This is a genomic window from Streptomyces sp. NPDC050743 (assembly GCF_044456925.1).
GTDB lineage: Bacteria > Actinomycetota > Actinomycetes > Streptomycetales > Streptomycetaceae > Streptomyces.
Map to the genome: position 1 here is coordinate 47907 of NZ_JBITGJ010000003.1, position 26493 is coordinate 74399.

21 protein-coding genes are annotated in these 26493 nt (G+C 71.2%); 13 read left to right on the plus strand and 8 right to left on the minus strand.

Annotated features, from left to right (window positions below):
* Window positions 1-7: 7 nt before the first annotated feature.
* Genes iolD through iolC form a run of 4 tightly spaced genes read right to left on the minus strand, consistent with a single transcriptional unit; the run spans window position 8 to window position 4608 of the window.
* Window positions 8-1885, minus strand: coding sequence for a 3D-(3,5/4)-trihydroxycyclohexane-1,2-dione acylhydrolase (decyclizing) (gene iolD / locus ACIBJF_RS04430; RefSeq protein WP_399172179.1), 1878 nt, complete (start codon window positions 1883-1885; stop codon window positions 8-10).
* Window positions 1882-2706, minus strand: a complete 825-nt coding sequence (iolB, locus tag ACIBJF_RS04435; protein WP_399172180.1) for a 5-deoxy-glucuronate isomerase — start codon at window positions 2704-2706, stop codon at window positions 1882-1884. The genes iolD and iolB overlap by 4 nt, the downstream gene beginning before the upstream one ends.
* 7 nt (window positions 2707-2713) lie before the next feature.
* Window positions 2714-3661 carry a deoxyribose-phosphate aldolase gene (locus tag ACIBJF_RS04440; RefSeq protein ID WP_399172181.1) on the minus strand — a complete coding sequence of 316 codons (948 nt, stop codon included), beginning with the start codon at window positions 3659-3661 and terminating at the stop codon, window positions 2714-2716.
* Window positions 3658-4608 carry a 5-dehydro-2-deoxygluconokinase gene (iolC, locus tag ACIBJF_RS04445; protein WP_399172182.1) on the minus strand — a complete coding sequence of 317 codons (951 nt, stop codon included), beginning with the start codon at window positions 4606-4608 and terminating at the stop codon, window positions 3658-3660. Before iolC ends, ACIBJF_RS04440 begins: the two co-directional genes overlap by 4 nt.
* A 125-nt stretch (window positions 4609-4733) precedes the next feature.
* On the opposite strand from iolC, the gene ACIBJF_RS04450 reads away from it, so the two are divergent.
* Genes ACIBJF_RS04450 through ACIBJF_RS04460 form a run of 3 tightly spaced genes read left to right on the plus strand, consistent with a single transcriptional unit; the run spans window position 4734 to window position 7124 of the window.
* Window positions 4734-5651 carry a sugar phosphate isomerase/epimerase family protein gene (locus ACIBJF_RS04450; RefSeq protein WP_399172183.1) on the plus strand — a complete coding sequence of 306 codons (918 nt, stop codon included), beginning with the start codon at window positions 4734-4736 and terminating at the stop codon, window positions 5649-5651.
* 41 nt (window positions 5652-5692) lie between these two features.
* The gene (locus ACIBJF_RS04455; protein WP_399172184.1) at window positions 5693-6493 is read left to right on the plus strand and encodes a helix-turn-helix transcriptional regulator; all 801 of its coding nucleotides are present in this window, start codon (window positions 5693-5695) and stop codon (window positions 6491-6493) included.
* A 52-nt stretch (window positions 6494-6545) separates the two neighbouring features.
* Window positions 6546-7124 carry a GNAT family N-acetyltransferase gene (locus ACIBJF_RS04460; RefSeq protein WP_399172185.1) on the plus strand — a complete coding sequence of 193 codons (579 nt, stop codon included), beginning with the start codon at window positions 6546-6548 and terminating at the stop codon, window positions 7122-7124.
* Here the strand turns inward: ACIBJF_RS04460 and ACIBJF_RS04465 are convergent.
* Together ACIBJF_RS04465 and ACIBJF_RS04470 are read right to left on the minus strand one after the other, a co-directional pair.
* Complete coding sequence (locus tag ACIBJF_RS04465) at window positions 7105-8148, minus strand: zinc-dependent alcohol dehydrogenase family protein (protein WP_399172186.1); 1044 nt, start codon at window positions 8146-8148, stop codon at window positions 7105-7107. The two genes, ACIBJF_RS04460 and ACIBJF_RS04465, sit on opposite strands and share 20 nt — an antisense overlap.
* Before the next feature lie 47 nt (window positions 8149-8195).
* Window positions 8196-10502, minus strand: a complete 2307-nt coding sequence (locus ACIBJF_RS04470) for an MMPL family transporter (RefSeq protein ID WP_399172187.1) — start codon at window positions 10500-10502, stop codon at window positions 8196-8198.
* A 160-nt stretch (window positions 10503-10662) separates the two neighbouring features.
* Here ACIBJF_RS04470 and ACIBJF_RS04475 point away from each other — a divergent pair, with 160 nt between their 5' ends.
* From ACIBJF_RS04475 to ACIBJF_RS04490, 4 genes are all read left to right on the plus strand, one after another.
* Complete coding sequence (locus ACIBJF_RS04475) at window positions 10663-11307, plus strand: TetR family transcriptional regulator (protein ID WP_351808474.1); 645 nt, start codon at window positions 10663-10665, stop codon at window positions 11305-11307.
* 119 nt (window positions 11308-11426) lie between these two features.
* Window positions 11427-12365, plus strand: a complete 939-nt coding sequence (locus ACIBJF_RS04480; RefSeq protein WP_399172188.1) for a PrsW family intramembrane metalloprotease — start codon at window positions 11427-11429, stop codon at window positions 12363-12365.
* 86 nt (window positions 12366-12451) lie between these two features.
* Window positions 12452-12691: a heavy-metal-associated domain-containing protein gene (locus ACIBJF_RS04485; RefSeq protein WP_399172189.1), complete on the plus strand. Its 240-nt coding sequence runs from the start codon at window positions 12452-12454 to the stop codon at window positions 12689-12691.
* Between the two features lie 89 nt (window positions 12692-12780).
* Window positions 12781-15036, plus strand: coding sequence for a heavy metal translocating P-type ATPase (locus ACIBJF_RS04490; protein WP_399172190.1), 2256 nt, complete (start codon window positions 12781-12783; stop codon window positions 15034-15036).
* Window positions 15037-15640: 604 nt separating this feature from the next.
* On the opposite strand, the gene ACIBJF_RS04495 is transcribed toward ACIBJF_RS04490, so the two are convergent.
* Together ACIBJF_RS04495 and ACIBJF_RS04500 are read right to left on the minus strand one after the other, a co-directional pair.
* Window positions 15641-16930, minus strand: coding sequence for a citrate synthase (locus ACIBJF_RS04495; protein WP_399172191.1), 1290 nt, complete (start codon window positions 16928-16930; stop codon window positions 15641-15643).
* Window positions 16931-17169: 239 nt separating this feature from the next.
* Window positions 17170-19431 carry an ATP-dependent RecD-like DNA helicase gene (locus ACIBJF_RS04500; protein ID WP_399172192.1) on the minus strand — a complete coding sequence of 754 codons (2262 nt, stop codon included), beginning with the start codon at window positions 19429-19431 and terminating at the stop codon, window positions 17170-17172.
* 148 nt (window positions 19432-19579) lie between these two features.
* Between ACIBJF_RS04500 and ACIBJF_RS04505 the strand changes: the two genes are divergently transcribed.
* The 6 genes from ACIBJF_RS04505 to rbsD all read left to right on the plus strand — a co-directional run bounded on the left by ACIBJF_RS04505 (window position 19580) and on the right by rbsD (window position 26362).
* Window positions 19580-20143 carry a hypothetical protein gene (locus ACIBJF_RS04505; protein WP_399172193.1) on the plus strand — a complete coding sequence of 188 codons (564 nt, stop codon included), beginning with the start codon at window positions 19580-19582 and terminating at the stop codon, window positions 20141-20143.
* A gap of 315 nt (window positions 20144-20458) precedes the next feature.
* Complete coding sequence (locus ACIBJF_RS04510; RefSeq protein ID WP_399172194.1) at window positions 20459-21508, plus strand: LacI family DNA-binding transcriptional regulator; 1050 nt, start codon at window positions 20459-20461, stop codon at window positions 21506-21508.
* Complete coding sequence (locus ACIBJF_RS04515; protein WP_399172195.1) at window positions 21505-23025, plus strand: sugar ABC transporter ATP-binding protein; 1521 nt, start codon at window positions 21505-21507, stop codon at window positions 23023-23025. The genes ACIBJF_RS04510 and ACIBJF_RS04515 overlap by 4 nt, the downstream gene beginning before the upstream one ends.
* Window positions 23015-24970, plus strand: coding sequence for a substrate-binding domain-containing protein (locus tag ACIBJF_RS04520; protein WP_399172197.1), 1956 nt, complete (start codon window positions 23015-23017; stop codon window positions 24968-24970). The genes ACIBJF_RS04515 and ACIBJF_RS04520 overlap by 11 nt, the downstream gene beginning before the upstream one ends.
* Before the next feature lie 112 nt (window positions 24971-25082).
* Window positions 25083-25985, plus strand: a complete 903-nt coding sequence (locus tag ACIBJF_RS04525; protein WP_399172460.1) for a ribokinase — start codon at window positions 25083-25085, stop codon at window positions 25983-25985.
* Complete coding sequence (gene rbsD / locus ACIBJF_RS04530) at window positions 25982-26362, plus strand: D-ribose pyranase (protein ID WP_399172198.1); 381 nt, start codon at window positions 25982-25984, stop codon at window positions 26360-26362. The genes ACIBJF_RS04525 and rbsD overlap by 4 nt, the downstream gene beginning before the upstream one ends.
* Window positions 26363-26493 lie beyond the last annotated feature (131 nt).

Below are 26493 nucleotides of genomic sequence, written 5' to 3' on the forward strand. Positions count from 1 at the left end.
CTCCTTATTACAGATGGCGGCGTCGGGTCGAGACGTGCCGTTCGTACAGCTCTCGTGCCTTGACCGCGGACGGTCGGGTCGCGGTCTCGGCCACAGGAACATCCCACCAGGCCTGCGCCGGAGGCGCGCCCGACACAGTGTCGGACGTTTCGGTCTCCACGTAGACACATGTGGGAGTGTCGGCGGCGCGAGCCTCGGCGAGCGCCTCGCGCAGGTCGCGTACGGTCTTCGCGCGCAGCACCCGCATGCCCAGGCTGGCCGCGTTGGCGGCGAGGTCGACCGGCAGCGGGGCGCCCGTGAACGTCCCGTCCCCGGCCTGGAACCGGTAGGCGGTGCCGAACCGCTCGCCGCCCACCGACTCCGAGAGCCCGCCGATGGACGCGTACCCGTGGTTCTGCACCAGCAGGATCTTGATCGCGACGCCCTCCTGCACCGCCGTCACGATCTCCGTCGGCATCATGAGATACGTGCCGTCGCCGACCAGCGCCCACACGTTCCGCTCCGGCGCGGCCAGCTTCACGCCGAGCGCCGCCGGGATCTCGTAGCCCATGCAGGAGTAGCCGTACTCGAGGTGGTACTGGTCCACCGACCGCGCCCGCCACAGCTTGTGCAGGTCGCCGGGGAGTGAACCGGCCGCGTTGATGATGACGTCCGACTCGTCCACCAGGGCGTCCAGCGCGCCGATGACCTGCGGCTGGGTGGGCCGCACGTCGATCTCCTCGGCCTCGAAGCAGGCGTCGACGCGCTGCTCCCAGCGCTCCTTGTCCTCGGTGTACTCGGTGACGTACGACTCCGCCACCTTGTGCCCGTGCATCACCAGCGCCTCGGTCAGCTCGCCCAGTCCGCTGCGGGCGTCGGCGACCAGCGGGATCCCGGACAGCTTGTGGCCGTCGTACGGCGCGATGTTGAGGTTGAGGAAGCGGACGTCCGGGTTCTCGAAGAGGGTGCCGGAGGCGGTGGTGAAGTCGGTGTACCGGGTGCCGACGCCGATCACCAGGTCGGCGGTGCGGGCCAGCTCGTCGGCGGTCGCGGTGCCGGTGTGGCCGACCCCGCCGACGTCCTGCGGGTGGTCGTAGCGCAGGGAGCCCTTGCCGGCCTGGGTGGAGGCGACCGGGATGCGGGTGGCCGCCGCGAACTCGGCGAGCGCCAGCTCGGCGCGGCTGTGGTGGACTCCGCCGCCCGCGACGACCAGCGGCCTGCGGGCCTCCCGGATCGCCCGGACCGCCTCGGCCAGCTCGGTGGGGTCCGCGCCCGGCCGTCGTACCGTCCACACCCGCGTCGAGAAGAACTCCTCCGGCCAGTCGAAGGCCTCCGCCTGCACGTCCTGCGGCAGCGCGAGGGTGACCGCGCCGGTCTCCACCGGGTCGGTGAGGACCCGCATGGCCTGCAGGGCGCTCGGGATCAGGGCTTCCGGGCGGGTGATGCGGTCGAAGTACTTCGACACCGGGCGCAGGGTGTCGTTGACCGACACATCGCCGGCGTACGGCACCTCCAGCTGCTGCAGGACCGGGTCGGCGGGGCGGGTGGCGAAGACGTCACCGGGCAGGAGCAGGACCGGAAGGTGGTTGATGGTCGCGAGGGCGGCGCCGGTGACCAGGTTGGTGGCACCGGGGCCGATCGAGGTCGTCACCGCGTGCGTGGACAGGCGATTCGACTGGCGGGCGTAGCCGACGGCGGCGTGCACCATGGACTGCTCGTTGCGGCCCTGGTGGTACGGCATGACGTCGGCGTACTCGATCAGCGCCTGGCCGAGCCCGGCGACATTGCCGTGCCCGAAGATGCCCCAGGTGGCGCCGATCAGCCGCTGCCGTGCGCCGTCGCGTTCGGTGTACTGGGCGGCGAGGAAACGGACCAGCGCCTGCGCGACGGTCAGTCGGATGGTCATCGGTACCCCCCTGTGCTCTCTACGTGGTCCGGGTGGAAGCAGATCCGCCACTCCCGGGTCTCGCCCGGTCCCGCCATGACGTTCAGGTAGTACATGTCGTGCCCGGGCTGGGCGATGGACGGGCCGTGCCAGCCGTCGGGGACGAGGACGGCGTCGCCGGAGCGGACCTCGGCGAGGACGTCCGAGCCGCCCTCCCGCGAGGGGAACACGCGCTGGTAGCCGAGCCCGTTCAGGCCGTCGATCTCGAAGTAGTAGATCTCCTCCAGCTCGGACTCCTCGCCCGGCCGGTGCTGGTCGTGCTTGTGCGGCGGGTACGACGACCAGTTGCCGCCCGGGGTGATCACCTCGACGGCGATCAGCTTGTCGCAGTCGAAGGAGTCGGCTGAGGCGAAGTTGCGCACCCGGCGGGCGCAGGTGCCGCTGCCGCGCTCCTCGACGGGGACCTCCGGCGCGGGGCCGTAGCGGGCGGGGAGTAGTCGCTCGCACTTCGCTCCTGCCAGGGCGAAGCGGCCTCCCGCGCCGGAGGCGATCTGGACCCGGGCGTCCCGGGGAACGTACGCGAAGTCGGAGACGTCCGCGAACACGCTTTCCCGGCCCGAGAGTTGGAACTCGTTCTCCGCGATTCGCACGGTACATCCGCCTTCCAGCGGAAGCACGATCCACTCGCTGTCCCCGGTGGTGAACGTATGGCTGCCGCCGGGCGCCAGCTCGACCACGCGCAGGCTGCTGTGTGTCCAGCCGGCCAACTTGGGGTCGATGTCGACGGCGTACTGGGCGTTCGCGGTGGCGCCCCTGGGCAGATGCAGATCGGTGCTGGTCATGCGGCCCTCACAGCAGTCCTACGGCGGTGTCCACGGCGGCGGCCACATCGCCGTCCGCCGGGTACAGCAGCGAGCGGCCGACCACCAGGCCGCGCACGGTGGGGAGTTGGAGCGCGCCGCGCCACTTCTCGTAGGCGGCGACCTGGTCCTCGGGCGAGTCGCCGATGTCACCGCCGAGCAGCACGGCCGGCAGGGTGGAGGTCTCCATGACCCGGGCCATGTCGTCGGGGTTGTCGGTGACGGGCACCTTCAGCCAGGTGTAGGCGGAGGAGCCGCCGAGGCCGGAGGCGATGGCGATGGACCGGGTGACCGCCTCGGCGGACAGGTCGTTGCGCACCTTGCCCTCGGGGGTGCGGCGGCTGATGAACGGCTCGACGAACACCGGCAGCCGGCGCGCGGCCATGTCGTCGATGGCGCGGGCGGTGGACTCCAGAGTGGTCAGGGAGCCGGGGTCGTCGTAGTCGATGCGCAGCAGCAGTTTGCCCGCGTCGAAGCCGAGCCGCTGGAGGTCCTCGGGGCGGTGGCCGGTGAAGCGGTCGTCCAGTTCGAAGCTGGCGCCTTGCAGTCCGCCCCGGTTCATGGAGCCCATGACCACCTTGTGGTCGAGGGCGCCGAGCAGGAGCAGGTCGTCCAGGATGTCGGCGGTGGCGAGGACGCCGTCGACGCCGGGCCGGGACAGCGCCAGGCACAGCCGTTCCAACAGGTCGGCGCGGTTGGCCATGGCGAGCCTGCGGTCGCCGACGCCGAGGGCGCCCCGGGCGGGGTGGTCGGCGGCGACGATCATCAGCTTGCCGTTCTCGTTGAGGAGCGGCCTGCGGGCGCGGCGGGTGGCGGCCTCGGCGATCGCCTCGGGGTGGTGGGTGCGGACGCGGACGAGTTCGGCCACGTCGACACGGGGGCGCCGGCCGGCGTCCCCGCCCTCGGTGTGCGTGCCCGCGACCCGGCCCGCCCTCACAGCACCGCTCCGGCGTCGAGCGCGGCGGCCACCTCGTCGGGGGTGGGCATCGCGGAGGAGCACTCCAGGCGGGAGGCGACGATGGCGCCGGCCGCGTTGGCGTGCCGCATGACCGTCTCCAGGTCCCAGCCTTCGAGCAGGCCGTGACAGAGGGAGCCGCCGAAGGCGTCTCCGGCGCCGAGACCGTTGAGGACGGTGACGGGCAGGGGCGGCACCTCGGCGGACTCGCCCGAAGAGCTGACCGCGAGGACACCCTTGGGCCCCTGTTTGACGACGGCGATCTCGACGCCGGCGTCGAGCAGCGCGCGGGCGGCCGCGTGCGGTTCGCGTACGCCGGTGGCGACCTCCACCTCGTCCAGGTTGCCGACGGCGACCGTGGTGTGGCGCAGGGCCTCGGCGTAGAAGGGGCGGGCCGCGTCCGGGTCCTTCCAGAACATGGGCCGCCAGTCCAGATCGAAGACCGTGGTGCCCGCCTTGGCCCGGTGGGCGAGGGCCGCGAGGGTCGCCGTACGGCTGGGCTCCTCGCTCAGGCCGGTGCCGGTCATCCAGAAGATACGGGCGGCGCGGATCGCGTCGAGATCGAGCTCATGGGCGTCGATCTCCAGGTCGGGCGCCTTGGGCTGCCGGTAGAAGTACAGCGGGAAGTCGTCCGGCGGGAAGACCTCGCAGAAGGTGACCGGGGTCGGCAGCCCCTGGACCGGGGTGACCCAGCGGTCGTCGACGCCGAAGCCGCGCAGCGCCTCGTGCAGATAGACACCGAACGGGTCGTCGCCCGTGCGGGTGATCACGGCGGTGTGCCGGCCGAGCCGGGCCGCGGCGACCGCGACGTTCGTCGCCGACCCGCCGAGGAACTTGCCGAAGGACGACACCTGGGCGAGCGGGACGCCGGTCTGCAGCGGGTAGAGGTCCACTCCGATCCGCCCCATGGTGATCAGGTCGTAGGCCATCGGCTTCCCTTCGTCATGACTCTCCCCGGTTTTCTAGTCCCGTACGGCGAACCCTGTCAATGTTTTGTCCAGACATTCGGACGAGCTCTTGACACCGCTTTTCGGACACCCGCAGGCTGACGCCCATGACGCCGCTGTCACCCTCCTCCTCACTGTCCCGTATCCGGATCGGATCGGCGCCCGACTCCTGGGGCGTGTGGTTCCCCGACGATCCGCGCCAGGTGCCGTGGCAGCGCTTCCTCGACGAGGTGGCCGACTCCGGCTACGAGTGGATCGAGCTCGGCCCCTACGGCTACCTCCCCAGCGATCCCGCGGTGCTCGCGGAGGAGACCGCGCGGCGCGGCCTGAAGGTGTCGGCCGGCACGGTCTTCACGGGCCTGCACCACGGTGAGTCCGTGTGGGACAAGACATGGGCGCACGTGTCGGACATCGCGGCGCTGACCCAGGCGATGGGCGCCCGGCATCTCGTCGTCATCCCGTCCTTCTGGCGGGACGACAAGACGGGCGAGGTGCTGGAGCCGGACACGCTGACCGCCGAGCAGTGGCGGAACCTGACCTCGCTGACGGAGCGGCTGGGGCGTGAGGTGCGCGAGCGGTACGGGCTGACGATCGTCGTCCATCCGCATGCCGACACCCACATCGACAGCGAGGAGAACGTCAGCCGTTTCCTCGACGGCACGGACTCCGACCTGGTGTCGCTGTGCCTGGACACCGGGCACTACGCCTACTGCGGCGGGGACAGCGTGCGGCTGATCGAGACGTACGGGGAGCGGATCGGGTACCTGCACCTCAAGCAGGTGGACCCGCAGATCCTGGCGGACGTACGGGCCGAGGGGACTCCGTTCGGGCCGGCGGTGGCACGGGGTGTGATGTGCGAACCGCCCGGCGGGGTGCCGGAGTTGGGGCCTGTGCTGGCGGCGGCGCAGCGGCTGGGGGTGGATCTGTTCGCGATCGTCGAGCAGGACATGTATCCGTGTCCGCCGGACGCGCCGTTGCCGATCGCTCGGCGGACCCGGGCGTTTCTTCGGTCCTGTGGGGTGTAGGGGCGCCTGCCGGCTAGGGGGTTGCGGTCGCCGCTCATAGCATGGGCGGCGTGTCCTGGGAGACCGTGCCTGCCTGGCCCCACCCGGCGTTGCGGCCCGGCGTCATCAGCTATCGCGGTGTCCGGGTGCACCTCGACCGGCCGCGCCGCCGGCTGGAGGCGCCGATCGGGGCGGCCACCTTGCTGCTGGGGTTCGAGCAGCCGGTGCGCATCTCCCGTGCCGGCCGGCCCCCGGTGTCGCTGGTGTCCGTGGTCAACGGGCTGACCACCGTCCCGGCCCTGGGCGAGCACGGGGGACGGATCTCCGGGATCGAGGTGCTGCTGCAACCCTGGGCCGCGTTCGGCCTGTTCGGCACGGAGCAGTACGACCCTGGACCACCCGGTTCGTCGCCCCGAACCGGCGCGCGATCAACCCGCCCCGCCGAGGCCCCGGCGTACGCCTTTGCGGCAGCTGTGTCACAAACACCCCCTCTGTGTCACACATGTCCCGTGTACGCGGGTTCTGGGTCACACCGTTTCGACAGGCGCTGTCCCCTGCTCACTGTGCGTCGTTCACCGGTCGCAGGCTTGGTGATCGCCAGCGCAGCGCCCGGCTCCCCCGACGGCCGTCCCGGCCGCCGCTGCGGCGCGCGCAGGGAGGTGCAACTCATGACCGACCGAAGGCTCTGGTCCTACAAGGAGATCGCGGCGCACATCAACGTGCAGCCGGACACCGTACGGTCCTATCGCAAGCACGGGCTGCTGCCCCCGCCCGACCACGTGGAGAGCGGCAAGCCCTACTGGTACGCCGACACCGTCCGCGCCTGGGTCGCCTCCCGGCCGGGCAACCGCAGCCGTAAGTGACCGCCTCCGTAATTCGGCTGTGCCTCACCTCCGCGTGGGGCACAGTCACCCCATGAGCCTCTCCGTCAAACCCACCCTGGCCGGCCGGAAGACGGTCCTGCGGCCCTTCACCGAGGCCGACGCCGACGTCATGTGGGAGATCATCGCCGACCCCGAGGTCCGCCGCTTCACCTACGAGCCGTCCACCGAACTCACCCTGGAGCGGGTGCGGTCCTGGTACGGATCCCGGGCCACCGCGCCCGACCGTCTCGACCTGGCCGTCACGGACCCCGAGACCGGCGAACTCCTGGGCGAGGTCGTCCTGCACGAGTACGACCCGGCCGCCGCAAGCTGCACCTTCCGCACGCTCATCGGCCCCCGGGGCCGCGGTCGCGGGATCGGCACCGAGGCGACCCGGCTGATCGTCGGCTACGGCTTCGGGCAACTCGGGCTGCACCGCATCCAGTTGGAGGTCTACGGCCACAACGCGCGGGCCCGGCGGGTTTACGAGAAGGCCGGATTCGTGGTCGAGGGCGTGCGGCGGGAAGTACAGCGGCGCGACGGCGAGTGGGCCGACGAGGTGATCATGTCGATCCTGGACCGGGAGTGGGCCGCCCTCGGCTCCGACGCCCTCAGCCCCACGGCTCGATGACCGTCACCCCGGCCCCCGGCGCCGAGCCCATCGCCGCGAGGGCCGCCGGTGCGGCGGCGAGGGGGATGGCGGACGTCACCAGGAGGTCGGGGCGCAGGGCGCCGGAGCGGACCAGACGGAGCATCTCGGGGTAGGTGTGGGCGGCCATGCCGTGGCTGCCGAGGAGTTCGAGCTCCAGGGCGATGGCACGGGCCAGCGGGACGGGGGTGGTGCCATCGGCCGAGGGCAGCAGCCCCACCTGGACGTGCCGGCCACGGCGGCGCAGCCCGTTCACGGAAGCGGCGCAGGTGGCGGGCGAGCCCAGGGCGTCCAGGGAGAGATGGGCGCCGCCGTCGGTGAGCTCGCGGACGGCGGCGGCCGTGTCCGGCGTGCCGGTGGCGTCCAGGCACTGCGCGGCACCGAACTTCCGCGCGAGGTCGAGGGCCCCGGGCGACACGTCGACGGCGATCACACGCGCCCCCGACGCCGCCGCGATCATCACCGCCGACAGGCCCACCCCGCCGCAGCCGTGCACCGCGACCCACTCCCCCGCCGCCACCCGGCCCTGCTGCACCACCGCGCGGAAGGCGGTGGCGAAACGGCAGCCGAGGGAGGCGGCGGTGGCGTACGCCATGTCGTCCGGGATCGCGACCAGGTTGACCTCGGCGTGGTCGAGGGCGACGTACTCGGCGAAGGAGCCCCAGTGGTGGAAGCCGGGCTGGGTCTGGCGCTCGCACACCTGCTGGTCGCCCGCCGCGCAGGACGGGCAGGTGCCGCAGGCGCAGACGAACGGCACGGTGACCCGGTCGCCGGGCCGCCACCCGGTCACCCGGGAGCCCACCGCCTCGACCACACCGGCGAGTTCGTGCCCGGGCACGTGCGGCAGCGTGATGTCGGGGTCGTGCCCCATCCAGCCGTGCCAGTCGCTGCGGCACAGGCCGGTCGCCTCGACCCGTACGACGACTCCGTGCTCCGCGGGTTGCGGATCGGGGACGTTCCGCACCTCGGCCGGCTCGCCGTACCGCTCGAACACCACCGCGCGCATCCTTGCCTCACCTTCGCCGCGTCCACGCCACTGTTTCCTGCCGAACGCTAGCGCTCGGCGGGAGCTGCCGTTCGACGGCCGCGGGCCGTCTGCGGCTGGTCGCGCCCCTTCGGGGGCGCTGGGTGCTCGCCCTCGCTCAGACCGAACCGTTCGTGGAGGCGGCGCAAGGGCGCCGGCGCCCACCATGTGGCCCTGCCCGTCAGGCGCATGATCGCCGGTACCAGCAGGCTCCGGACCACCATCGCGTCCACCAGCACCGCGAGCGCGATACCCAGGCCGAGCATCTTGGTGTTGGTCACCCGCGAGGTGCCGATGGCGACCATCACCACCGCCAGGATGACCGCCGCCGCGGTGATCAGTCCGCCGGTGCGCTGGAGTCCGTGCCGCACCGCCGCGTCGTGGTCGCCCGTGCGGTCGTACTCCTCCTTGATGCGGGAGAGCAGGAACACGCCGTAGTCCATGGAGAGCCCGAAGGCCACGCAGAACATCAGCACGGGCAGGGTGGTCTCGATGGAGCCGGAGCTGGTGAAGCCGAGCGCGCCGGAGAGGTGGCCGTCCTGGAAGACCCAGACCACGGCACCGAACATCGCGGTCAGGCTGAGGGCGTTGAGCACCACGGCCTGCACGGGTATCAGCACGCTTCCGGTGAGCAGGAAGACCAGGAGGAGCGTGACGACGGCGATGAACGCGGCGGCCCAGGGCAGGCGCTGGGCTATCGCGTGCTTGGTGTCGACGAGGACGGCGGCCGTGCCGGTCACCTTGGTGTCGAACGGCGTGTGCAGTGCGCGTATGTCGCCGACCAGGCGCTGGGCCGGGTCGTCGACGGCCTCGCCCTTGGGCTGCACGGTGAAGTAGGCGGCATCGCCCTCGACCAGCGGGCCGTCGACGCGGGCCACCTCGGGCAGGGCGGCCACCTGCTGCTTGTAGGAGGCGTACTGGGCGGCGGTGGCCCTGCCCTCGGCGAGGACTTCCAGACCGCCGCCGGGGCTGCCCGGGAAGCCCTCACGGATGTGCTCCTGCACCACATGGGACTCGGCGGTCGAGGGCAGCTGGCGGTCGTCGGCGGTGCCGAACTTCACGCCGAGGAAGGGCAGTCCGAGGGTGACCAGGAGGACGGTGGTGCCCAGCGCGAAGAGCGGAGCCCTGCGCATCACCAGGCCGGCGGCTCGGGCCCAGGTGGTCCCGGTCGTTCCGGTCGTTCCGGTGGCCGCCTCGGCACGCTTCGGGTCGCGGCGTCGTCGGAACAGACGCCGCAGGTCCAGGGAGTTGACCCGGTGGCCGAGCAGGACCAGTGCGGCGGGGAGCAGGATCAGGGCGGCGGCCGCGGCGAGCAGGACCACGGCGATGCCCGCGTAGGCGAAGGACCGCAGGAAGTACTGCGGGAAGACCATCATGGCGGCCAGGGACACCGCCACCGTGAGGGCGGAGAACAGGACCGTGCGGCCAGCGGTGCGCAGGGTCGTGCCGACCGCCGTCGACGGGGTAGCGCCCGTGGACAGTTCCTCGCGGAAGCGGCGGACGATGAACAGGGCGTAGTCGATGGCCAGGCCGAGACCGAGGGCCGTGGTGAGGTTGAGCGCGAAGACGGAGACGTCGGTGAAGGCCGTCAGACCGCGCAGGACGGCGTTGGTGCCGACGATGGCGACGATGCCGATGCCGAGCGGCAGCAGGGCGGCGATCGCGCTGCCGAAGACCATCACCAGCAGCACCAGCGTGATCGGCAGGGCGATCATCTCGGCGCGGGCCAGGTCCTCCTTGATGATCGTCTGCATCTCGTGCCGGACCGCGACGATTCCGCCGAGCTTCACCTGGACCGGGCCGTGCGTGCCCCTGAAGTGCGGGGCGATGCGGTCGAGCGTCCTGCCCATCGCGCTGTCGTCGCCGGTGATGCGGGCGGCGATCAGCGCCTCGTGGCCGTCCTCGGCGCGCAGGGCCGGTGATCCGCTCTGCCAGTAGGAGCCGACGCCGGTCACACCCTTCTCCCCCGCGAGCCGGCCGGCCAGGTCGCGGGCCTCGGCGGCGACCTGCGGATCGTCGACCGAGGCGCGGCCAGAGTCGACCAGGAGCAGCAGGTTCGGCTGGGAGTCGGGAAACTCGCGCTCCAGGGCCTTGGTGGCGTACGTCGACTCGGCGGCCGGGTCCTCCCAGCCGCCGCTGCCGAGCCGGTCCGCCACGCCGCTGCCCGCCAGCACGGCGAGGGCGGTGAGCACCAGGGCCACCAGAAGCGACAGACGTGGCCGGGCGGTGACGAGGCGGGTGTGGCGGCCGGGTCGGCGCGGCGTCCGCTCGGGGGCCCCTTCCGGTGCACCCTCGGGCGCCCCCTCCGTCCGCGGCGGCGTGTTGACTTCGGTCATCTTGCGGTGTCCCCTTCACCGTGACCCATGTCTGTGCAGGCAGGCAGCATGAGTCGGTCATTGCCATAGACTGGCAAACACGAGAGATCGCTCGCGTTTCCCCAGAATGCGAGCGACCACTCGCGTTTGTCAATCACGTTCGGAGAGCTGGGGATAACGCGTGCCCGACAACCCGCAGACACAGAAGGAGCAGCCGCGTCGCCGGCAGGCCCGCGGGGAGCGCCGTATCGCCCAACTGCTCGAAGCCGCCGCGCGGGTCTTCTGCACCACCGGCTACACCGCCGCCAGCACCAACGCCATCGCCCGGGAGGCGGGCGTCTCGCCGGGCACGCTCTACCAGTTCTTCCCGAACAAGGAGGCGATCGCGATCGAGCTGGGCGACCGGCTCGTCCACGAGATGCGGGAGACCTACGGCGAGGCGCTGGCCCCCGTGGACCCCGCCACCCCGCTGGAGGAGGCCATCGGCTCGGCCATCGACCGGTTCATGGCCTTCAACACCGAGCACCCGGTCTTCTTCGCGCTGATGCACGGCCCCGACATCCCCGGCCGGATGGCCGAGACGCACGACCAGCTGCACACCACGCTGATCGGCCGGATCGAGGACCTGCTCGCCTCCCTCATGCCCGGTGCCACCCCGGCCGACGTCACCCGCACGGCGCACGTCTGCCTCGGCGTCTACAAGTCCGGCCTGGAACTGGTCCTCGCCCACGAGGGCCCCGAGCGCGCGGCCTACGTCCAGGAGATCAAGGACGTCCTGGTCCGCTACCTGCATCCGCTGGTGGGCGACCGGCTCGGCCGCGGCTGATCCGGGGCGCCCGGGCGTCGGCGGTCCCCGTGCTCCCACGAGTCCACCCGGACTGCGGCCCCCGGCGCATCTGCCTAGAGTGCGGATAAATCGCCCAGCCGCTGTCCGAGGGGACCCCCGTGAGCCACTCCCCGCCTCCCGGCACGCCCAAGGCCCGCATTCCCGGCCCCCAACAGCCGCCACCGCCGTACCCTCGCATCGCCGCGGGCCTGTGGCGGCGCTGCCTGGGCGGGGGGCTCGCCCTGTGGGGGCTGATGGCATGCCTCACGTACGAGACGCGGCTCAGCATGCTGCTGCCGACGCTGATCCTGCTCGGCAGCTTTCTCGTACCGGTCGCCTTCGTGCTGTGGGCGTACGAGCGGCACGGCCGTGACCTGGGCGTCAGCGCAATCCTCGGCTGTTTCCTGGCCGGCGGGGCCCTCGGCGTGCTCGGCGCCTCGCTGACACAGTCGTATCTGCAGCGCCCCTCCCTGGGGATGTTCGTCGAGGCCGGCCTGGTCGAGGAGGCCGCCAAGCTCGGGGCGCTGGTGTTCGCGCTGCGCCGGCAGCCGGCCGTCCGCGGGCTGCGCGCCGGGCTGGTGCTCGGCGCGGCCGTCGGCTTCGGCTTCGCCGCCCTGGAGAGCGCCGGGTACGCCTTCAACGCCGCCGTCTCCACCGAGGGCGTCGATCTGCGCGCCCTGCTGGAGACGGAGATCCCGCGCGGGCTGCTCGCGCCCTTCGGGCACGGACTGTGGACCGCGATCGCGGGCGGCGTACTGCTGTCCCGGCGCCGCCTGAACGGGCACTTCCGCATCTCCGCGCCGGTTCTGGGCACCTGCCTGGCCGTGTCCCTGCTGCACGCGCTGTGGGACTCCACGCACGGCATCGCACTCTGGGTGGTCGCCCGGCTGACCGGCATCGGACCGGAGACACAGCTGTTCGAACCGGGGTACCTCGTCCGGCCGAGCGCCGGGCAGCAGCACCTGTTCACGCTGTTCTCGGTGGGCGGGCTGACACTGGTGGCCCTGGCCGGGTTTGGCTGGGTGCGGTCGCTGGCACGCCGGGACCCCTCTTGGTGAGTACCCCCTAGGGGTATAGTGTGGAAGAGCGTGGGGTTCCCTCGCGGGCCCCACCGGCCCCACACGCCTCGACGAGGAGTAACGACATGACCGCCCAAACCGACACCCCGGGCTCCGTCACCGCCGTCTACAAGGTGACCGGCATGAGCTGTGGCCACTGCGAGGGCAGCGTCTCCGGCGAGATCTCGCAGCTCCCGGGCGTCAGCTCGGTGAAGGCCGTCGCGTCCACCGGCGAGGTGACCGTGGTCTCCGAGGCCTCGCTGGACGACGAGGCCGTGCGCGCCGCCGTGGACGAGGCCGGCTTCGAGCTGGCCGGCAGGGCCTGAGCGTCCCTCCACCCCTGTTCCCCGACCGGGCCGTGCCGACCAGCTGATACTGGATCCGCGCGGTCCGGTCCGATGTCTGGAGTCCGGACATGACCAGCACCACCGCAGAGACAGCCATAACCGCTGGTGAGACCTCCGATGTGGAGCTGCTCATCGGCGGGATGACCTGCGCCTCCTGCGCCGCCCGGGTGGAGAGGAAGCTCAACCGGATGGAAGGCGTCAGCGCCACCGTCAACTTCGCCACCGAGAAGGCGAAGGTCACATACGGCGCGGGCGTCGAGGTCGCCGACCTCGTCGCCACCGTGGAGAAGACCGGCTACACCGCCGAGGAGCCCGCACCGCCCGAGCCCGAACCCGGGAGGGCGGCCCCGGAGCCCTCCGCGCAGGACCCCGAACTCGGTGCCCTGCGGCACCGCCTGCTCGTCTCCGCGCTGCTCGCCGCGCCCGTGGTGCTGCTCGCGATGGTCCCGGCGCTGCAGTTCGACAACTGGCAGTGGCTCTCCCTGACGCTCGCCGCGCCGGTCGTCGTCTGGGGCGGATGGCCCTTCCACCGGGCCGCCTGGACCAACCTCCGGCACGGCGCCGCCACCATGGACACCCTGGTCTCGGTCGGCACGCTGGCCGCATTCGGCTGGTCGCTGTGGGCCCTGTTCTTCGGTGACGCGGGCATGCCCGGCATGCACGACGAGTTCCGCCTCACCATCTCCCGGATGGACGGCGCCTCCACCATCTACCTGGAGGTCGCCGCCGGAGTCGTCGCGCTGATCCTGCTCGGCCGCTATCTGGAGGCACGCTCCAAGCGCCGCGCCGGCGCGGCGCTGCGGGCGCTGATGGAGCTGGGCGCCAAGGACGTCGCCGTACTGCGGGACGGCCGTGAGGTGCGGGTTCCGGTGGCGGACCTGGCCGTCGGCGACCGGTTCGTCGTACGGCCCGGCGAGAAGATCGCCACCGACGGCACGGTGGTCGAGGGCTTCTGCGCCGTCGACGCGTCCATGCTGACCGGCGAGTCGGTGCCGGTGGACGTCGGCCCCGGCGACCGGGTCACCGGCGCGACGGTCAACGCGGGCGGGCGGCTCGTCGTCGAGGCGACCGGGGTCGGCGCCGGCACCCAGCTCGCCCGCATGGCGAAGCTGGTGGAGGACGCGCAGAACGGAAAGGCCGAAGTGCAGCGGCTCGCCGATCGCGTCTCCGCGGTGTTCGTGCCCGTCGTCATCCTCATCGCGGCCGGCACCTTCGGCGCCTGGCTGGGCGTCACCGGGGACACGGTCGCGGCGTTCACCGCCGCCGTCGCCGTGCTGATCATCGCCTGCCCCTGCGCGCTGGGCCTCGCCACGCCGACCGCGCTGATGGTCGGCACCGGGCGCGGCGCCCAGCTCGGCATCCTCATCAAGGGCCCCGAGGTACTGGAGTCCACCCGCCGCGTCGACACGGTCGTCCTCGACAAGACCGGCACCGTCACCACCGGCCGGATGACCCTCCAGGCGGTGTACGTCGCCGACGGCGAGGACGAGAAGGAGCTGCTGCGGCTCGTCGGCGCCCTGGAGCACGCCTCCGAGCACCCCGTCGCCCGCGCGATCGCCGCCGGCGCGGAGGAACGCGCCGGAGCACTGCCCCCGGTCGAGCACTTCGACAACGTCCCCGGACGGGGCGTACGCGGGCGCGTGGACGGCCGCGAGGTGGCCGTGGGACGCCTGTACGACGAGCTGCCCCCGGAGCTGGCCCGCGCGGCACACCAGGCCGAGCAGGAGGGCCGTACGGCCGTCGTGGCCGGCTGGGACGGGCGGGCCCGCGGGGTCCTCGCCGTCGCCGACGCGATCAAGGAGACCAGCGCCGATGCGGTACGCGAGCTGCGCGCGCTGGGCCTGCGGCCGGTGCTGCTCACCGGGGACAACCGCACGGTCGCCGAGGCGGTCGCCGAAAGCGTGGGCATCGACCCCGGGGACGTGTTCGCCGAGGTGCTCCCCGAGGACAAGGTGGACGTCGTACGACGGCTGCGGCGCGAAGGGCGGGCCGTGGCGATGGTCGGCGACGGCGTGAACGACGCGGCCGCGCTGGCCACCGCCGACCTGGGCCTCGCCATGGGCACCGGCACGGACGCGGCGATCGAGGCCGGCGACCTGACCCTCGTCCGCGGCGATCTGCGGGTCGCGGCCGACGCCATCCGGCTGTCCCGGCGGACGCTGGCCACCATCAAGGGCAACCTGGTGTGGGCCTTCGGCTACAACGTGGCCGCGCTGCCGCTGGCCGCGGCCGGGCTGCTCAACCCGATGATCGCCGGTGCGGCGATGGCCTTCTCCTCCGTCTTCGTCGTGACCAACAGCCTGCGGCTGCGCCGCTTCCGGTGAAGTCCCTTGGGGTTACCGGCGGTTCGGGGCGACCGAAGTAAGAGACCCCCTAGAGTCCGGCGCGAGCCTCACATAAGCTCTTCACAAGGCTCGCGCATCTTCCTTACGCTTGGGCTCCGATCGTCGTATCGGGGCTCTTGCGCACCTAAGGGACATATGCAAGAGACGCAGATCACAGTGACGCGAACGTAACCATCGAAGGGGTTCGAAGGTCTAAGTTGGCGATGTCAGCACAGCGTCTTGGGGGGCGCTGACTGGCATCTGGGGATGTCTTGGGGGACTTCCTCAGAGATGCGTTGCCGGGGCACGCGCGCCGGGAAGCTTTGAGCGGCCCTCCCAGCGTGCGTTGTCCCGGCAGATCGCAGCGCGTCACTGGAGCAGGACGAGCTTTGCTCGTTCTGCTCGAAGACAGCGATTCAGGCGCTGTCCTCTCCGAGCGCCCGGCCGGATCCCGTGGGGGGAATCCGCACCGGGACATGGGAAGGCGCCCTGGTCGTCGGCCCGTGGGGGGACCGGCGTCTCAGGGCGCCTTCCGCTTTTTCTCTTCGCTTGTCGGCGCTGATTCAGGGCCCGCCGCCCGGGCAGGCCCTGTCACTCAGTGCGCTCAGCGCTCCTCGACCGGCACGAAGTCGCGCTCGACGACGCCCGTGTAGATCTGGCGCGGGCGGCCGATGCGGGAGCCCGGCTCCTTGATCATCTCGGTCCACTGGGCGATCCAGCCCGGCAGGCGGCCGAGGGCGAACAGGACCGTGAACATCTCGGTCGGGAAGCCCATGGCCCGGTAGATCAGACCGGTGTAGAAGTCGACGTTCGGGTACAGCTTGCGCTCGACGAAGTAGTCGTCGGACAGCGCGTGCTCCTCCAGCTTCAGGGCGATGTCGAGGAGCTCGTCCTCCTTACCCAGCGCGGAGAGCACGTCGTGCGCGGCGGCCTTGATGATCTTGGCGCGCGGGTCGAAGTTCTTGTAGACCCGGTGGCCGAAGCCCATCAGACGGACGCCGTCCTCCTTGTTCTTCACCTTGCGGATGAAGGTGTCGACGTCGGATCCGGAGTCGCGGATGCCCTCGAGCATCTCCAGCACGGACTGGTTGGCACCGCCGTGCAGCGGGCCCCACAGCGCGCTGATGCCGGCCGAGATCGACGCGAACATGTTGGCCTGCGAGGAACCGACCAGGCGGACCGTCGAGGTCGAGCAGTTCTGCTCGTGGTCGGCGTGCAGGATCAGCAGCTTGTCCAGCGCGGCGACGACGACCGGGTCCAGCTCGAACTCCTGCGCCGGGACCGAGAAGGTCATCCGCAGGAAGTTCTCGACGTAGCCGAGGTCGTTGCGCGGGTAGACGAACGGGTGGCCGATCGACTTCTTGTACGCGTACGCCGCGATCGTCGGCAGCTTCGCGAGCAGCCGGATCGTGGAGAGGTCGCGCTGCTTCTCGTCGAACGGGTTGTGGCTGTCCTGGTAGAACGTGGACAGCGCCGACACGACCGAGGACAGCATGGCCATCGGGTGGGCGTCGCGCGGGAAGCCCTTGTAGAAGTTCTTGACGTCCTCGTGCAGCAGGGTGTGCCGCGTGATGTCGTTCTTGAACGTCGAGAGCTCGTCGACGGTGGGCAGCTCGCCGTTGATCAGCAGGTACGCCACCTCGAGGAAGGTGGAGCGCTCGGCCAGCTGCTCGATGGGGTAACCGCGGTAGCGGAGGATGCCCGCCTCGCCGTCGAGGTAGGTGACGGCGGATTTATAGGCGGCCGTGTTGCCGTATCCGCTGTCCAGAGTCACCAGACCGGTCTGGGCGCGGAGCTTCCCGATGTCGAAGCCCTTGTCGCCGACGGTGCTGTCGACCACCGGGTAGGTGTACTCGCCGTCGCCGTACCGCAGTACTACAGAGTTGTCGCTCACGTCTTCCCTCACCGACGTAGTGCCTCATCTTCGAGGTGCCCTGACTGTCTCTACCATCCCCCATTTGGCTCAGGAGAGTGCACTCGGGGTCGACCATTGGGCCTATTGGCGGCACTCAGTGCCGCCAACCTGTTCATCCTGCCCCCTCCGAACGGCATCTGGAAGTGCTCTGTGACCTTCACGACTCGTTTGATCGATCATTTTTGGTGATGCGGTCCGGCGCCCCTGGTCAGGGGCGGTCAGCAGCCGCGAAGTCTGAAGTCCAGTGCCGTACAGCGCCGGCCCGCCGACACCGTGCGCACCGCCTGTCCGATCGCCTTGCGTGAACCGACGAGGACGACCAGTCGTTTCGCCCGTGTCACCGCCGTGTACAGCAGGTTCCGCTGGAGCATCATCCATGCCCCCGTGGTGACGGGGATCACCACCGCGGGATATTCACTTCCCTGCGAACGATGGATGGTGACCGCGTACGCGTGTGCCAGTTCATCCAGTTCATCGAATTCGTACGGAACCTCCTCGTCCTCGTCCGTCAGCACCGTGAGCCGCTGGTCGACCGGATCGAGCGAGGTGACGACACCCACGGTGCCGTTGAAGACACCGCTCTTCCCTTTCTCGTAATTGTTGCGAATCTGGGTGACCTTGTCGCCGACGCGGAAGACCCGACCGCCGAACCGCTTCTCGGGCAGATCGGGCCGGCCGGGGGTGACGGCCTGCTGGAGCAGGCCGTTCAGCACGCCGGCACCGGCCGGGCCCCGGTGCATGGGGGCCAGAACCTGGACGTCCCGGCGCGGGTCGAGCCCGAACTTGGCCGGAATCCGGCGGGCGGCCACATCCACGGTGAGCCGGCCGGCCTCCTCCGTGTCGTCCTCCACGAAGAGGAAGAAGTCCTTCATCCCGTCGGTGAGCGGATGCTGCCCGGCGTTGATCCGGTGCGCGTTGGTGACGACACCGGACTGCTGGGCCTGGCGGAAGACCCGGGTGAGCCGGACGGCGGGAAGGGGGCTGCCGTCGGCGAGCAGGTCGCGCAGGACTTCGCCGGCGCCGACGCTGGGCAGCTGGTCCACGTCCCCGACGAAGAGCAGGTGTGCACCGGGTGGCACGGCCTTGACCAGCTTGTTGGCGAGCAGGAGGTCCAGCATGGAGGCCTCGTCGACGACCACGAGGTCCGCGTCGAGCGGCCGGTCCCGGTCGTAGGCGGCATCGCCGCCCGGCTTCAGCTCCAGCAGCCGGTGGACGGTGGAGGCCTCGGCACCGGTCAGCTCGGACAGTCGCTTGGCGGCACGCCCTGTGGGGGCCGCGAGCAGCACCTTGGCGCGCTTGGCCCGGGCCAGTTCCACGATCGAGCGGACGGTGAAGGACTTGCCGCAGCCGGGACCGCCGGTGAGGACGGCGACCTTCTCGGTGAGCGCCAGCTTCACGGCGGCTTCCTGCTCCGGGGCGAGGTCGGCGCCGGTACGGCCTTTCAGCCAGTCGAGGGCCCTGCCCCAGTCGACGCTCTGGAAGCCGGGCATGCGGTCCTGGTCCGTGCGCAGGAGGCGGAGGAGCTGGGCGGAGAGGGAGAGCTCGGCCCGGTGGAAGGGGACCAGGTAGACGGCCGTGACGGGTTCGGAGCCGTCGCCGCCGTCCGGACCGGGGACCTTCTCCCGTACGACACCCGGGTCGCCGCCGTCCTCCGTGGGTTCGGCCAGCTCGGCGAGGCACTCGATGACAAGCCCGGTGTCGACGGCGAGCAGCTTCACCGCGTCGGAGATCAGCCGCTCCTCCGGCAGGAAACAGTGCCCCTGGTCGGCGGACTGGGACAGGGCGTACTGCAGCCCGGCCTTCACCCGCTCCGGGCTGTCGTGCGGGATGCCGACGGACTGGGCGATCTTGTCGGCGGTGAGGAAGCCGATGCCCCAGACGTCGGCGGCGAGGCGGTATGGGTGGTTCTTGACGACGGAGATCGACGCGTCGCCGTACTTCTTGTAGATCCGCACGGCGATGGACGTGGACACCTCGACGGTCTGGAGGAAGAGCATGACCTCCTTGATCGCCTTCTGCTCCTCCCAGGCGTCGGCGATCTTCTTCGTCCGCTTCGGACCGAGACCGGGCACCTCGATGAGCCGCTTGGGCTCCTCCTCGATGATCCGGAGGGTGTCGAGCCCGAAGTGCTGGGTGATCCGGTCGGCGAAGACGGGCCCGATGCCCTTGACGAGGCCGGACCCGAGGTAACGCCGGATGCCCTGGACGGTGGCGGGCAGGACGGTCGTGTAGTTCTCCACGTGGAACTGCTTGCCGTACTGGGGGTGCGAGCCCCAGCGGCCCTCCATGCGCAGCGACTCCCCGACCTGGGCGCCGAGCAGCGCACCGACCACCGTGAGGAGGTCACCGCCGCCTCTTCCCGTGTCGACCCGGGCGACCGTGTAGCCGTTCTCCTCGTTGGCGTACGTGATGCGTTCGAGCACGCCTTCCAGCGTCGCGAGCCGCCGTTCGCCCGTCTGGGTCCCCGCCTGTTGAGCCATGATCCGACGGTACCGGTGGGGTGTGACAAGGGGTGGGGGTGAGCGCCCCCGGATGGGCTGGACAGAGGGGGGCGGGCCGGGTTCGATGTGGGGCGTAGTGCGGTCGGCCGGGGGGACTGTCGTGGGTGGTGCGGAGGACGGGGCTGTCGTGGACGTTGCACCGCCACTCGTGCGGATCGTCGCCGCCGGGCTCGCGGAGGGGTTGACGGGGGTCTTGGTGGGGGCGGCCGCGGACGTACTGGTCTTCACCGCCGTCGACGATCTGCGGCTCTCCGGCACCGCTGGGCGTGTGCAGGTCGTCGGCCTCGCCGTCCAGACACTGCTGTGGGCGGTCGGCTTCCTGGTGGCCCGGCCACGTCAGCTGCGTGAGTTCGGCTCCGCTGTGACGGTCCACGACCTGTCGGTGCTGGGGCAGGCCGAGGAGCGGACGCGGCAGCTGCGGCGGGGCTGTGTTCGTGTGGCGGTCTTCGTCATCCTGGCGACCGCGGCCGGCGTCTTTCTGATCCACCTGCCCCTGTTCGGCCTGACCGTTCAGCTGATGCTGCTCCTCGGTCTCATCCACACCTGGCGGACCGCTGTCTGGTGGGAGCGCCGGCACGGCGTCCGTCTGTGGAAGCCCGCGCTGTCCGCCGTGGGGCGCGAGAAGTTTCGTGCCTCACCGTATTACGCGACGGCTGCGGGGGCCGAGGACCGGCGGACCTGTTCCGCATGAAGTGAGCACGCGGCCGTCGGGCCGTGGACCTGGCCGGTGCCGGGTCCCCTGGGGCGGCTGGGGCGATCGGCAGATTTGTTCCAACTGGCTTCGCCGGGGCCCCAGGTGGGCCGCCTTCTCTCGCTCAGGGCATGGAACAAAGCTGCCGATCAGCGTCGTCCGCCGGGCTGGGCTTACGGTCACGATTGGGTTTCGGAGAAGCTTCAACCTCTTGCCTCCTTGCATGTAATCGTTTCCAATCCTTCCTACGGCGTGGATGTAATCGTTTCCACGACCGCACGGATCTCACGAGTCTCACGAGGAGGTGAGCCGGCGATGGCGAGTATCAAGGACGTCGCCGCCGCGGCCAGGGTCTCCGTCGCCACGGTCTCGCGCGTCCTGAACGCGCACCCGTCGGTCAGCGCCGACGCGCGCACGCGCGTGCTGGCCGCCGTCGAGGCGCTCGGGTACCGGCCCAATGCCGTCGCCCGCTCCCTGCGCACCGACCAGACCCACACCCTCGGGCTCGTCATCAGTGACGTGCTCAATCCGTACTTCACCGAGCTCGCCCGTTCCGTGGAGGAAGAGGCCCGCGCGCTCGGGTACAGCGTGATCATCGGCAACGCCGACGAGCGGCCGGACCTGCAGGACCATCACGTGCGGAACCTGCTGGAGCGGCGGATCGACGGGCTGCTCGTCTCTCCCACCGACGGCGGCTCCCCGCTCATGCTCGACGCCGCCCGCTCCGGGACCCCGATGGTGTTCGTGGACCGCTGGATCCCGGGGGTCGACGTCCCCGTCGTACGGGCCGACGGGCGCGGTGCCGTACGGGATCTGGTCGCGCATCTGTACGCGCTCGGGCACCGGCGGCTCGCGATCATCGCGGGGCCCGCCGCCACCACGACCGGCAGCGAGCGTGTCCAGGCCTTCCGGGAGGCGCTGGGCGAGTACGGGCTTCCTCTTCCGGACGCCTACACAGGCCAGGGCGACTTCCAGGCCGAGAGCGGGCGGCGGGTCACCGAGGGGTTTCTGGACCTCGCTCATCCGCCGGAGGTCGTCTTCGCCGCCGACAATCTGATGGCACTCGGTGCCCTGGACGCGGCACGCGCGCGTGGGCTGCGCGTTCCGGACGACATCGCGCTGGCCGCGTTCGACGACATCCCCTGGTTCGTGCACACCGATCCGCCCGTCACCGCGATCGCCCAGCCGACCGGTGACCTGGGGCGGGCCGCCGTACGCGCCCTGGTCGACCGCATCGAGGGGCGCGCGGCCGCCTCCGTCACCCTCACCGCCCGGCTCGTCGTGCGCCACTCGTGCGGTGCGCCCGGCCCAGCTGTGCAACCCCCCACGCAGTCCCCCTCCCCAGTGCAAAGGAGCACGTCGTGAGCAACCCGGACGAGTTGCTGCGTATCGAGGGCATACGCAAGACCTTCCCCGGCGTGGTCGCGCTCGACGGCGTCGACTTCGATCTGCGCCGGGGCGAGGTCCATGTGCTGCTCGGTGAGAACGGCGCCGGCAAGAGCACGCTCATCAAGATGCTCTCCGGGGCCTATACGCCCGACGGCGGCCGTATTCGCGTCGGTGGCCAGGAGGTGCGCATCCATGGCGCACAGGACGCCGAGCGGCTCGGGATCGCCACCATTTACCAGGAGTTCAATCTCGTTCCCGATCTGACCGTCGCCGAGAACATCTTTCTCGGGCGGCAGCCGCGGCGTTTCGGGTTGATCGACCGGAAGCGGATGGAGGCCGACGCCGAGGCGCTGCTCGCGCGCGTCGGCGTGAACGTCTCCCCACGCGCGCGTGTGCGTGAACTCGGCATCGCGCGGCTGCAGATGGTCGAGATCGCCAAGGCGCTCAGCCTGGACGCGCGCGTGCTCATCATGGACGAGCCGACCGCCGTGCTCACCTCGGAGGAGGTGGAGAAGCTCTTCGGCATCGTGCGGTCGTTGCGTCAGGACGGCGTGGGGATCGTCTTCATCACGCATCATCTGGAGGAGATCGCCGCCCTGGGGGACCGGGTCACCGTCATCCGGGACGGGAAGAGCGTGGGGCAGGTGCCCGCCTCGACCCCCGAGGACGAGCTCGTACGGCTCATGGTCGGACGGTCCATCGAGCAGCAGTATCCGCGGCAGCGGCCCGAGAAGGGCCTCGCCCTGCTCAGTGTCGAGGGGCTCACCCGTGACGGTGTCTTCCATGACGTGAGCTTCGAGGTGCACGCCGGCGAGGTCGTCGGGATCGCGGGGCTGGTGGGCGCGGGGCGTACCGAGGTGGTGCGGGCCGTGTTCGGCGCGGATCCGTACGACGGCGGGGTGGTGAAGGTCTCCGGCGCCGAGCTCAAACGGCATGACGTGAACGCCGCGATGGCCGCCGGGATCGGGCTCGTGCCGGAGGACCGCAAGGGGCAGGGGCTGGTGCTGGACGCCTCCGTCGAGGAGAACCTCGGGCTCGTGACCATGCGGTCCGCGACCCGGGCCGGGCTCGTCGACCGCAGGGCGCAGCATGCCGCCGCCGAGCGCATCGCCGGGCAGCTGGGCGTGCGGATGGCAGGGCTGGGGCAGCACGTACGGACCCTGTCCGGCGGCAATCAGCAGAAGGTCGTCATCGGCAAGTGGCTGCTGGCCGACACCAAGGTGCTGATCCTCGACGAGCCGACGCGTGGCATCGACGTCGGCGCGAAGGTCGAGATCTACCAGCTCGTCAACGAACTCACCGCTCAGGGTGCCGCCGTGCTCATGATCTCCAGCGATCTGCCGGAGGTGCTCGGCATGAGCGACCGGGTGCTGGTGATGGCCCAGGGCCGGATCGCCGGTGAACTCGCGGCCGCCGAGGCCACCCAGGACGCCGTCATGGCGCTCGCCGTCTCCACTCCCACCATCCAGAAGGAGGCCACCCGTGGCCACTGACACGCTCAAGAGCCGGGCGAGCGCGAGTGGCGCCCCCGCCCCGGGGGCCTTGCGCCGGCTGCTCCTCGACAACGGCGCGCTCACCGCGCTGATCGTCCTCGTCGTCGCGCTGTCGGCGCTGTCCGGGGACTTCCTGACCACCGACAACCTGCTCAACATCGGCGTCCAGGCGGCTGTGACGGCCATCCTCGCCTTCGGTGTGACCTTCGTGATCGTCTCGGCGGGCATCGATCTGTCCGTCGGGTCCGTGGCCGCGCTGTCGGCGACCGTGCTGGCCTGGAGCGCCACGCAGCACGGGGTGCCGGTGGCGGTCGCGGTCCTGTTCGCCGTCGCCACGGGTGTCGTCGCGGGTCTGGTGAACGGTTTCCTCATCGCCTACGGCAAGCTGCCGCCGTTCATCGCGACGCTGGCCATGCTGTCGGTGGGCCGTGGTCTCGCCCTGGTGATCTCGCAGGGCTCCCCCATCGCCTTCCCGGACTCGGTCTCGCACCTCGGGGACACGCTCGGCGGATGGCTGCCGGTGCCGGTGCTGGTCATGGTCGTCATGGGGCTGATCGCCGCGCTCGTGCTGGGGCGGACGTACATCGGCCGCTCGATGTACGCGATCGGCGGCAACGAGGAGGCCGCGCGGCTGTCCGGTCTTCGGGTGAAGAAGCAGAAGCTCGCCATCTACGCGCTGTCCGGCATCTTCGCGGCCGTCGCGGGCGTCGTGCTGGCCTCCCGGCTGTCCTCGGCGCAGCCGCAGGCCGCCGACGGCTATGAGCTGGACGCGATCGCGGCGGTCGTCATCGGCGGTGCCTCGCTCGCGGGCGGCACCGGCAAGGCGTCCGGCACGCTGATCGGCGCGCTGATCCTGGCGGTGCTCCGCAACGGCCTCAACCTGCTGAACGTCTCCGCGTTCTGGCAGCAGGTCGTGATCGGCGTCGTCATCGCGCTGGCGGTGCTGCTGGACACCGTGCGCCGCAAGGCCGGGGCGACCCCGGTGGCGTCCGGGACGGGCGGGCCCAAGGGCAGGCAGGCGGCGACCTACGCCCTCGCGGCCGTCGTCACCGTGGCGATCGTCGGCGCGACCTCCTTCCTGCACAGCGGGTCCTCGTCCTCCACCACCCCGAAGATGGGCCTGTCGCTGTCCACCCTCAACAACCCGTTCTTCGTGCAGATCCGGGCCGGCGCCCAGGCCGAGGCGAAGAAGCTGGGCGTGGACCTGACCGTGACCGACGCCCAGAACGACGCCTCCCAGCAGGCCAACCAGCTGCAGAACTTCACCAGTTCCGGCCTGGGCGCGATCATCGTCAACCCGGTGGACTCGGACGCGGCGAGCAACTCGGTCAAGGCCGCCGACAAGGCCAGGATCCCGGTGATCGCCGTCGACCGGGGCGTCAACAAGGCCGCCGTGAACGCCCTGGTGGCCTCCGACAACGTGGCGGGCGGTGAACTGGCCGCGAAGACCGTCGCCGAGAAGCTCGGCGGCAAGGGCAAGATCGTCATCCTTCAGGGCCAGGCCGGCACGTCGGCGGCCCGGGAGCGCGCGCAGGGCTTCGCGCAGGGCCTGAAGGCCTATCCCGGCATCCAGGTGGTGGCCCAGCAGCCGGCCGACTTCGACCGCACCAAGGGCCTCGACGTGATGTCGAACCTGCTCCAGGCCCACCCCGACGTCCAGGGTGTCATCGCCGCCAACGACGAGATGGCCCTCGGCGCGATCAAGGCGCTCGGTTCCAAGGCCGGCAAGTCCGTCCAGGTCGTCGGTTTCGACGGCACCCCGGACGGACTGACGGCGGTGAAGGACGGCACGCTGTACGCGTCGGTCGCCCAGCAGCCGACGCAGTTGGGGAAGATCGCCGTGGACAACGCGCTGACGGCGGTCCAGGGCAAGAAGGTGGCGCCGACGGTGAAGGTACCGGTGAAGGTGGTCACGAAGGACAACGTGGCCGGTTTCAGCGGCTGACAACGGGTGAGGCCGGGGGGGCGGTCGTACACCATGGGGGCACCCGGCATGGGGCACCATGGGTGACGGCCGCCCGCCCGGGTCGTCTCTGGGAGTCATGGGGAGTCAACTGATGTACGACTACGACCTGTTGGTCGTGGGTTCGGCCAACGCCGACCTGGTGATCGACGTCGAGCGGCGGCCGGCCGCCGGCGAGACGGTGCTCGGCGGCGACCTGGCCGTCCACCCGGGCGGCAAGGGCGCCAACCAGGCGGTCGCCGCCGCCCGGCTCGGCGCGGGTACGGCCCTGCTGGCCCGAGTCGGCGACGACGGCCACGGCCGGCTGCTGCTGGACTCCCTGCACGAGGCCGGCGTCGACACGGTCGGCGTGCTGGTGGGCGGAGCGCCGACGGGGGTGGCGCTGATCACCGTGGACCCCTCCGGAGACAACAGCATCGTGGTGTCGCCCGGTGCCAACGCCCGCCTCGCCCCCGCGGACATCCGGGCGGCGGTCAGCCTGTTCCTCGCCTCCCGGGTGGTGTCGGCGCAGCTGGAGATCCCGCTGGAGACGGTCGTGGAGGTCGTACGGAACCTGTCCCCGGACAGCCGTTTCGTGCTGAACCCGTCCCCGCCGCGCCCCCTGCCGACGGAGGTGCTCGCGGCCTGCGACCCGCTGATCGTCAACGAGCACGAGGCCCGGGTGATCCTCGGCGACGCCTGTGTGAGCGAGGACCCGGCGGACTGGGCGCGGCTGCTGCTGGCCAAGGGTCCGCGCTCGGTGGTGGTGACGCTCGGCGCACAGGGGGCGCTGGTGTGCGACTCCTCGGAGGTGACGCGGGTGGCGTCGGCGAAGGTGGACGCGGTGGACACGACAGGTGCCGGGGACGCGTTCACGGCGGCGCTGGCCTGGAAGCTGGGCACGGGCGCGGATCTGCCGGAGGCGGCGGCCTACGCGGCCCAGGTCGGCGCGGCGGCCGTGACGAAGCGGGGCGCGCAGGAGTCGTATCCGACGGCGGAGGAGGTCGAGGCGCTGTGAAGAAGGCGGGAATCCTCAACCGGCATCTGTCCGGTGCCCTCGCCGAGCTGGGGCACGGGGACGGGGTGCTGGTGTGTGACGCGGGCATGCCGATCCCGGACGGGCCGCGCGTGGTGGACCTGGCGTTCCGCGCCGGGGTGCCGTCGTTCGCTCAAGTGCTGGACGGCCTGCTGGCCGAACTCGTGGTGGAGGGCGCCACGGCCGCGGAGGAGCTGCGCGGCCGCAACCGGGCCCTGCTGGAAGGCCACTTCCCGGGGCTCTCCCTGGTCCCGCACGAGCGCCTGAAGGAGCTGTCGGCGGGCGCACGGCTGGTCGTCCGCACGGGCGAGGCGCGGCCGTACGCCAATGTGCTGCTGCGCTGCGGCGTCTTCTTCTGAGGCCCGTACGACTTCGAGGGGGGGGGGGGGGGGGGCGGGGCGGCGGGGGGCCCCCCCCCCCGGCCCCCCGGCGGGGCCCCCGCCCCCGCCCCCCCCCGCCCGCCCCCCGCGGGGTGGTTGAAGGGGGGGGC

Coding starts and splice junctions, on each gene's coding strand:
- ACIBJF_RS04460 (WP_399172185.1), top strand. CDS start 6,546: ATGAGCCTCTCCGTCAAACCCACCCTGGCCGGCCGGAAGACGGTCCTG.
- iolD (WP_399172179.1), bottom strand. CDS start 1,885: ATGACCATCCGACTGACCGTCGCGCAGGCGCTGGTCCGTTTCCTCGCC.
- iolB (WP_399172180.1), bottom strand. CDS start 2,706: ATGACCAGCACCGATCTGCATCTGCCCAGGGGCGCCACCGCGAACGCC.
- ACIBJF_RS04455 (WP_399172184.1), top strand. CDS start 5,693: ATGGGCGGCGTGTCCTGGGAGACCGTGCCTGCCTGGCCCCACCCGGCG.
- ACIBJF_RS04490 (WP_399172190.1), top strand. CDS start 12,781: ATGACCAGCACCACCGCAGAGACAGCCATAACCGCTGGTGAGACCTCC.
- ACIBJF_RS04450 (WP_399172183.1), top strand. CDS start 4,734: ATGACGCCGCTGTCACCCTCCTCCTCACTGTCCCGTATCCGGATCGGA.
- ACIBJF_RS04465 (WP_399172186.1), bottom strand. CDS start 8,148: ATGCGCGCGGTGGTGTTCGAGCGGTACGGCGAGCCGGCCGAGGTGCGG.
- ACIBJF_RS04470 (WP_399172187.1), bottom strand. CDS start 10,502: ATGACCGAAGTCAACACGCCGCCGCGGACGGAGGGGGCGCCCGAGGGT.
- ACIBJF_RS04485 (WP_399172189.1), top strand. CDS start 12,452: ATGACCGCCCAAACCGACACCCCGGGCTCCGTCACCGCCGTCTACAAG.
- iolC (WP_399172182.1), bottom strand. CDS start 4,608: ATGGCCTACGACCTGATCACCATGGGGCGGATCGGAGTGGACCTCTAC.
- ACIBJF_RS04500 (WP_399172192.1), bottom strand. CDS start 19,431: ATGGCTCAACAGGCGGGGACCCAGACGGGCGAACGGCGGCTCGCGACG.
- ACIBJF_RS04510 (WP_399172194.1), top strand. CDS start 20,459: ATGGCGAGTATCAAGGACGTCGCCGCCGCGGCCAGGGTCTCCGTCGCC.
- ACIBJF_RS04525 (WP_399172460.1), top strand. CDS start 25,083: ATGTACGACTACGACCTGTTGGTCGTGGGTTCGGCCAACGCCGACCTG.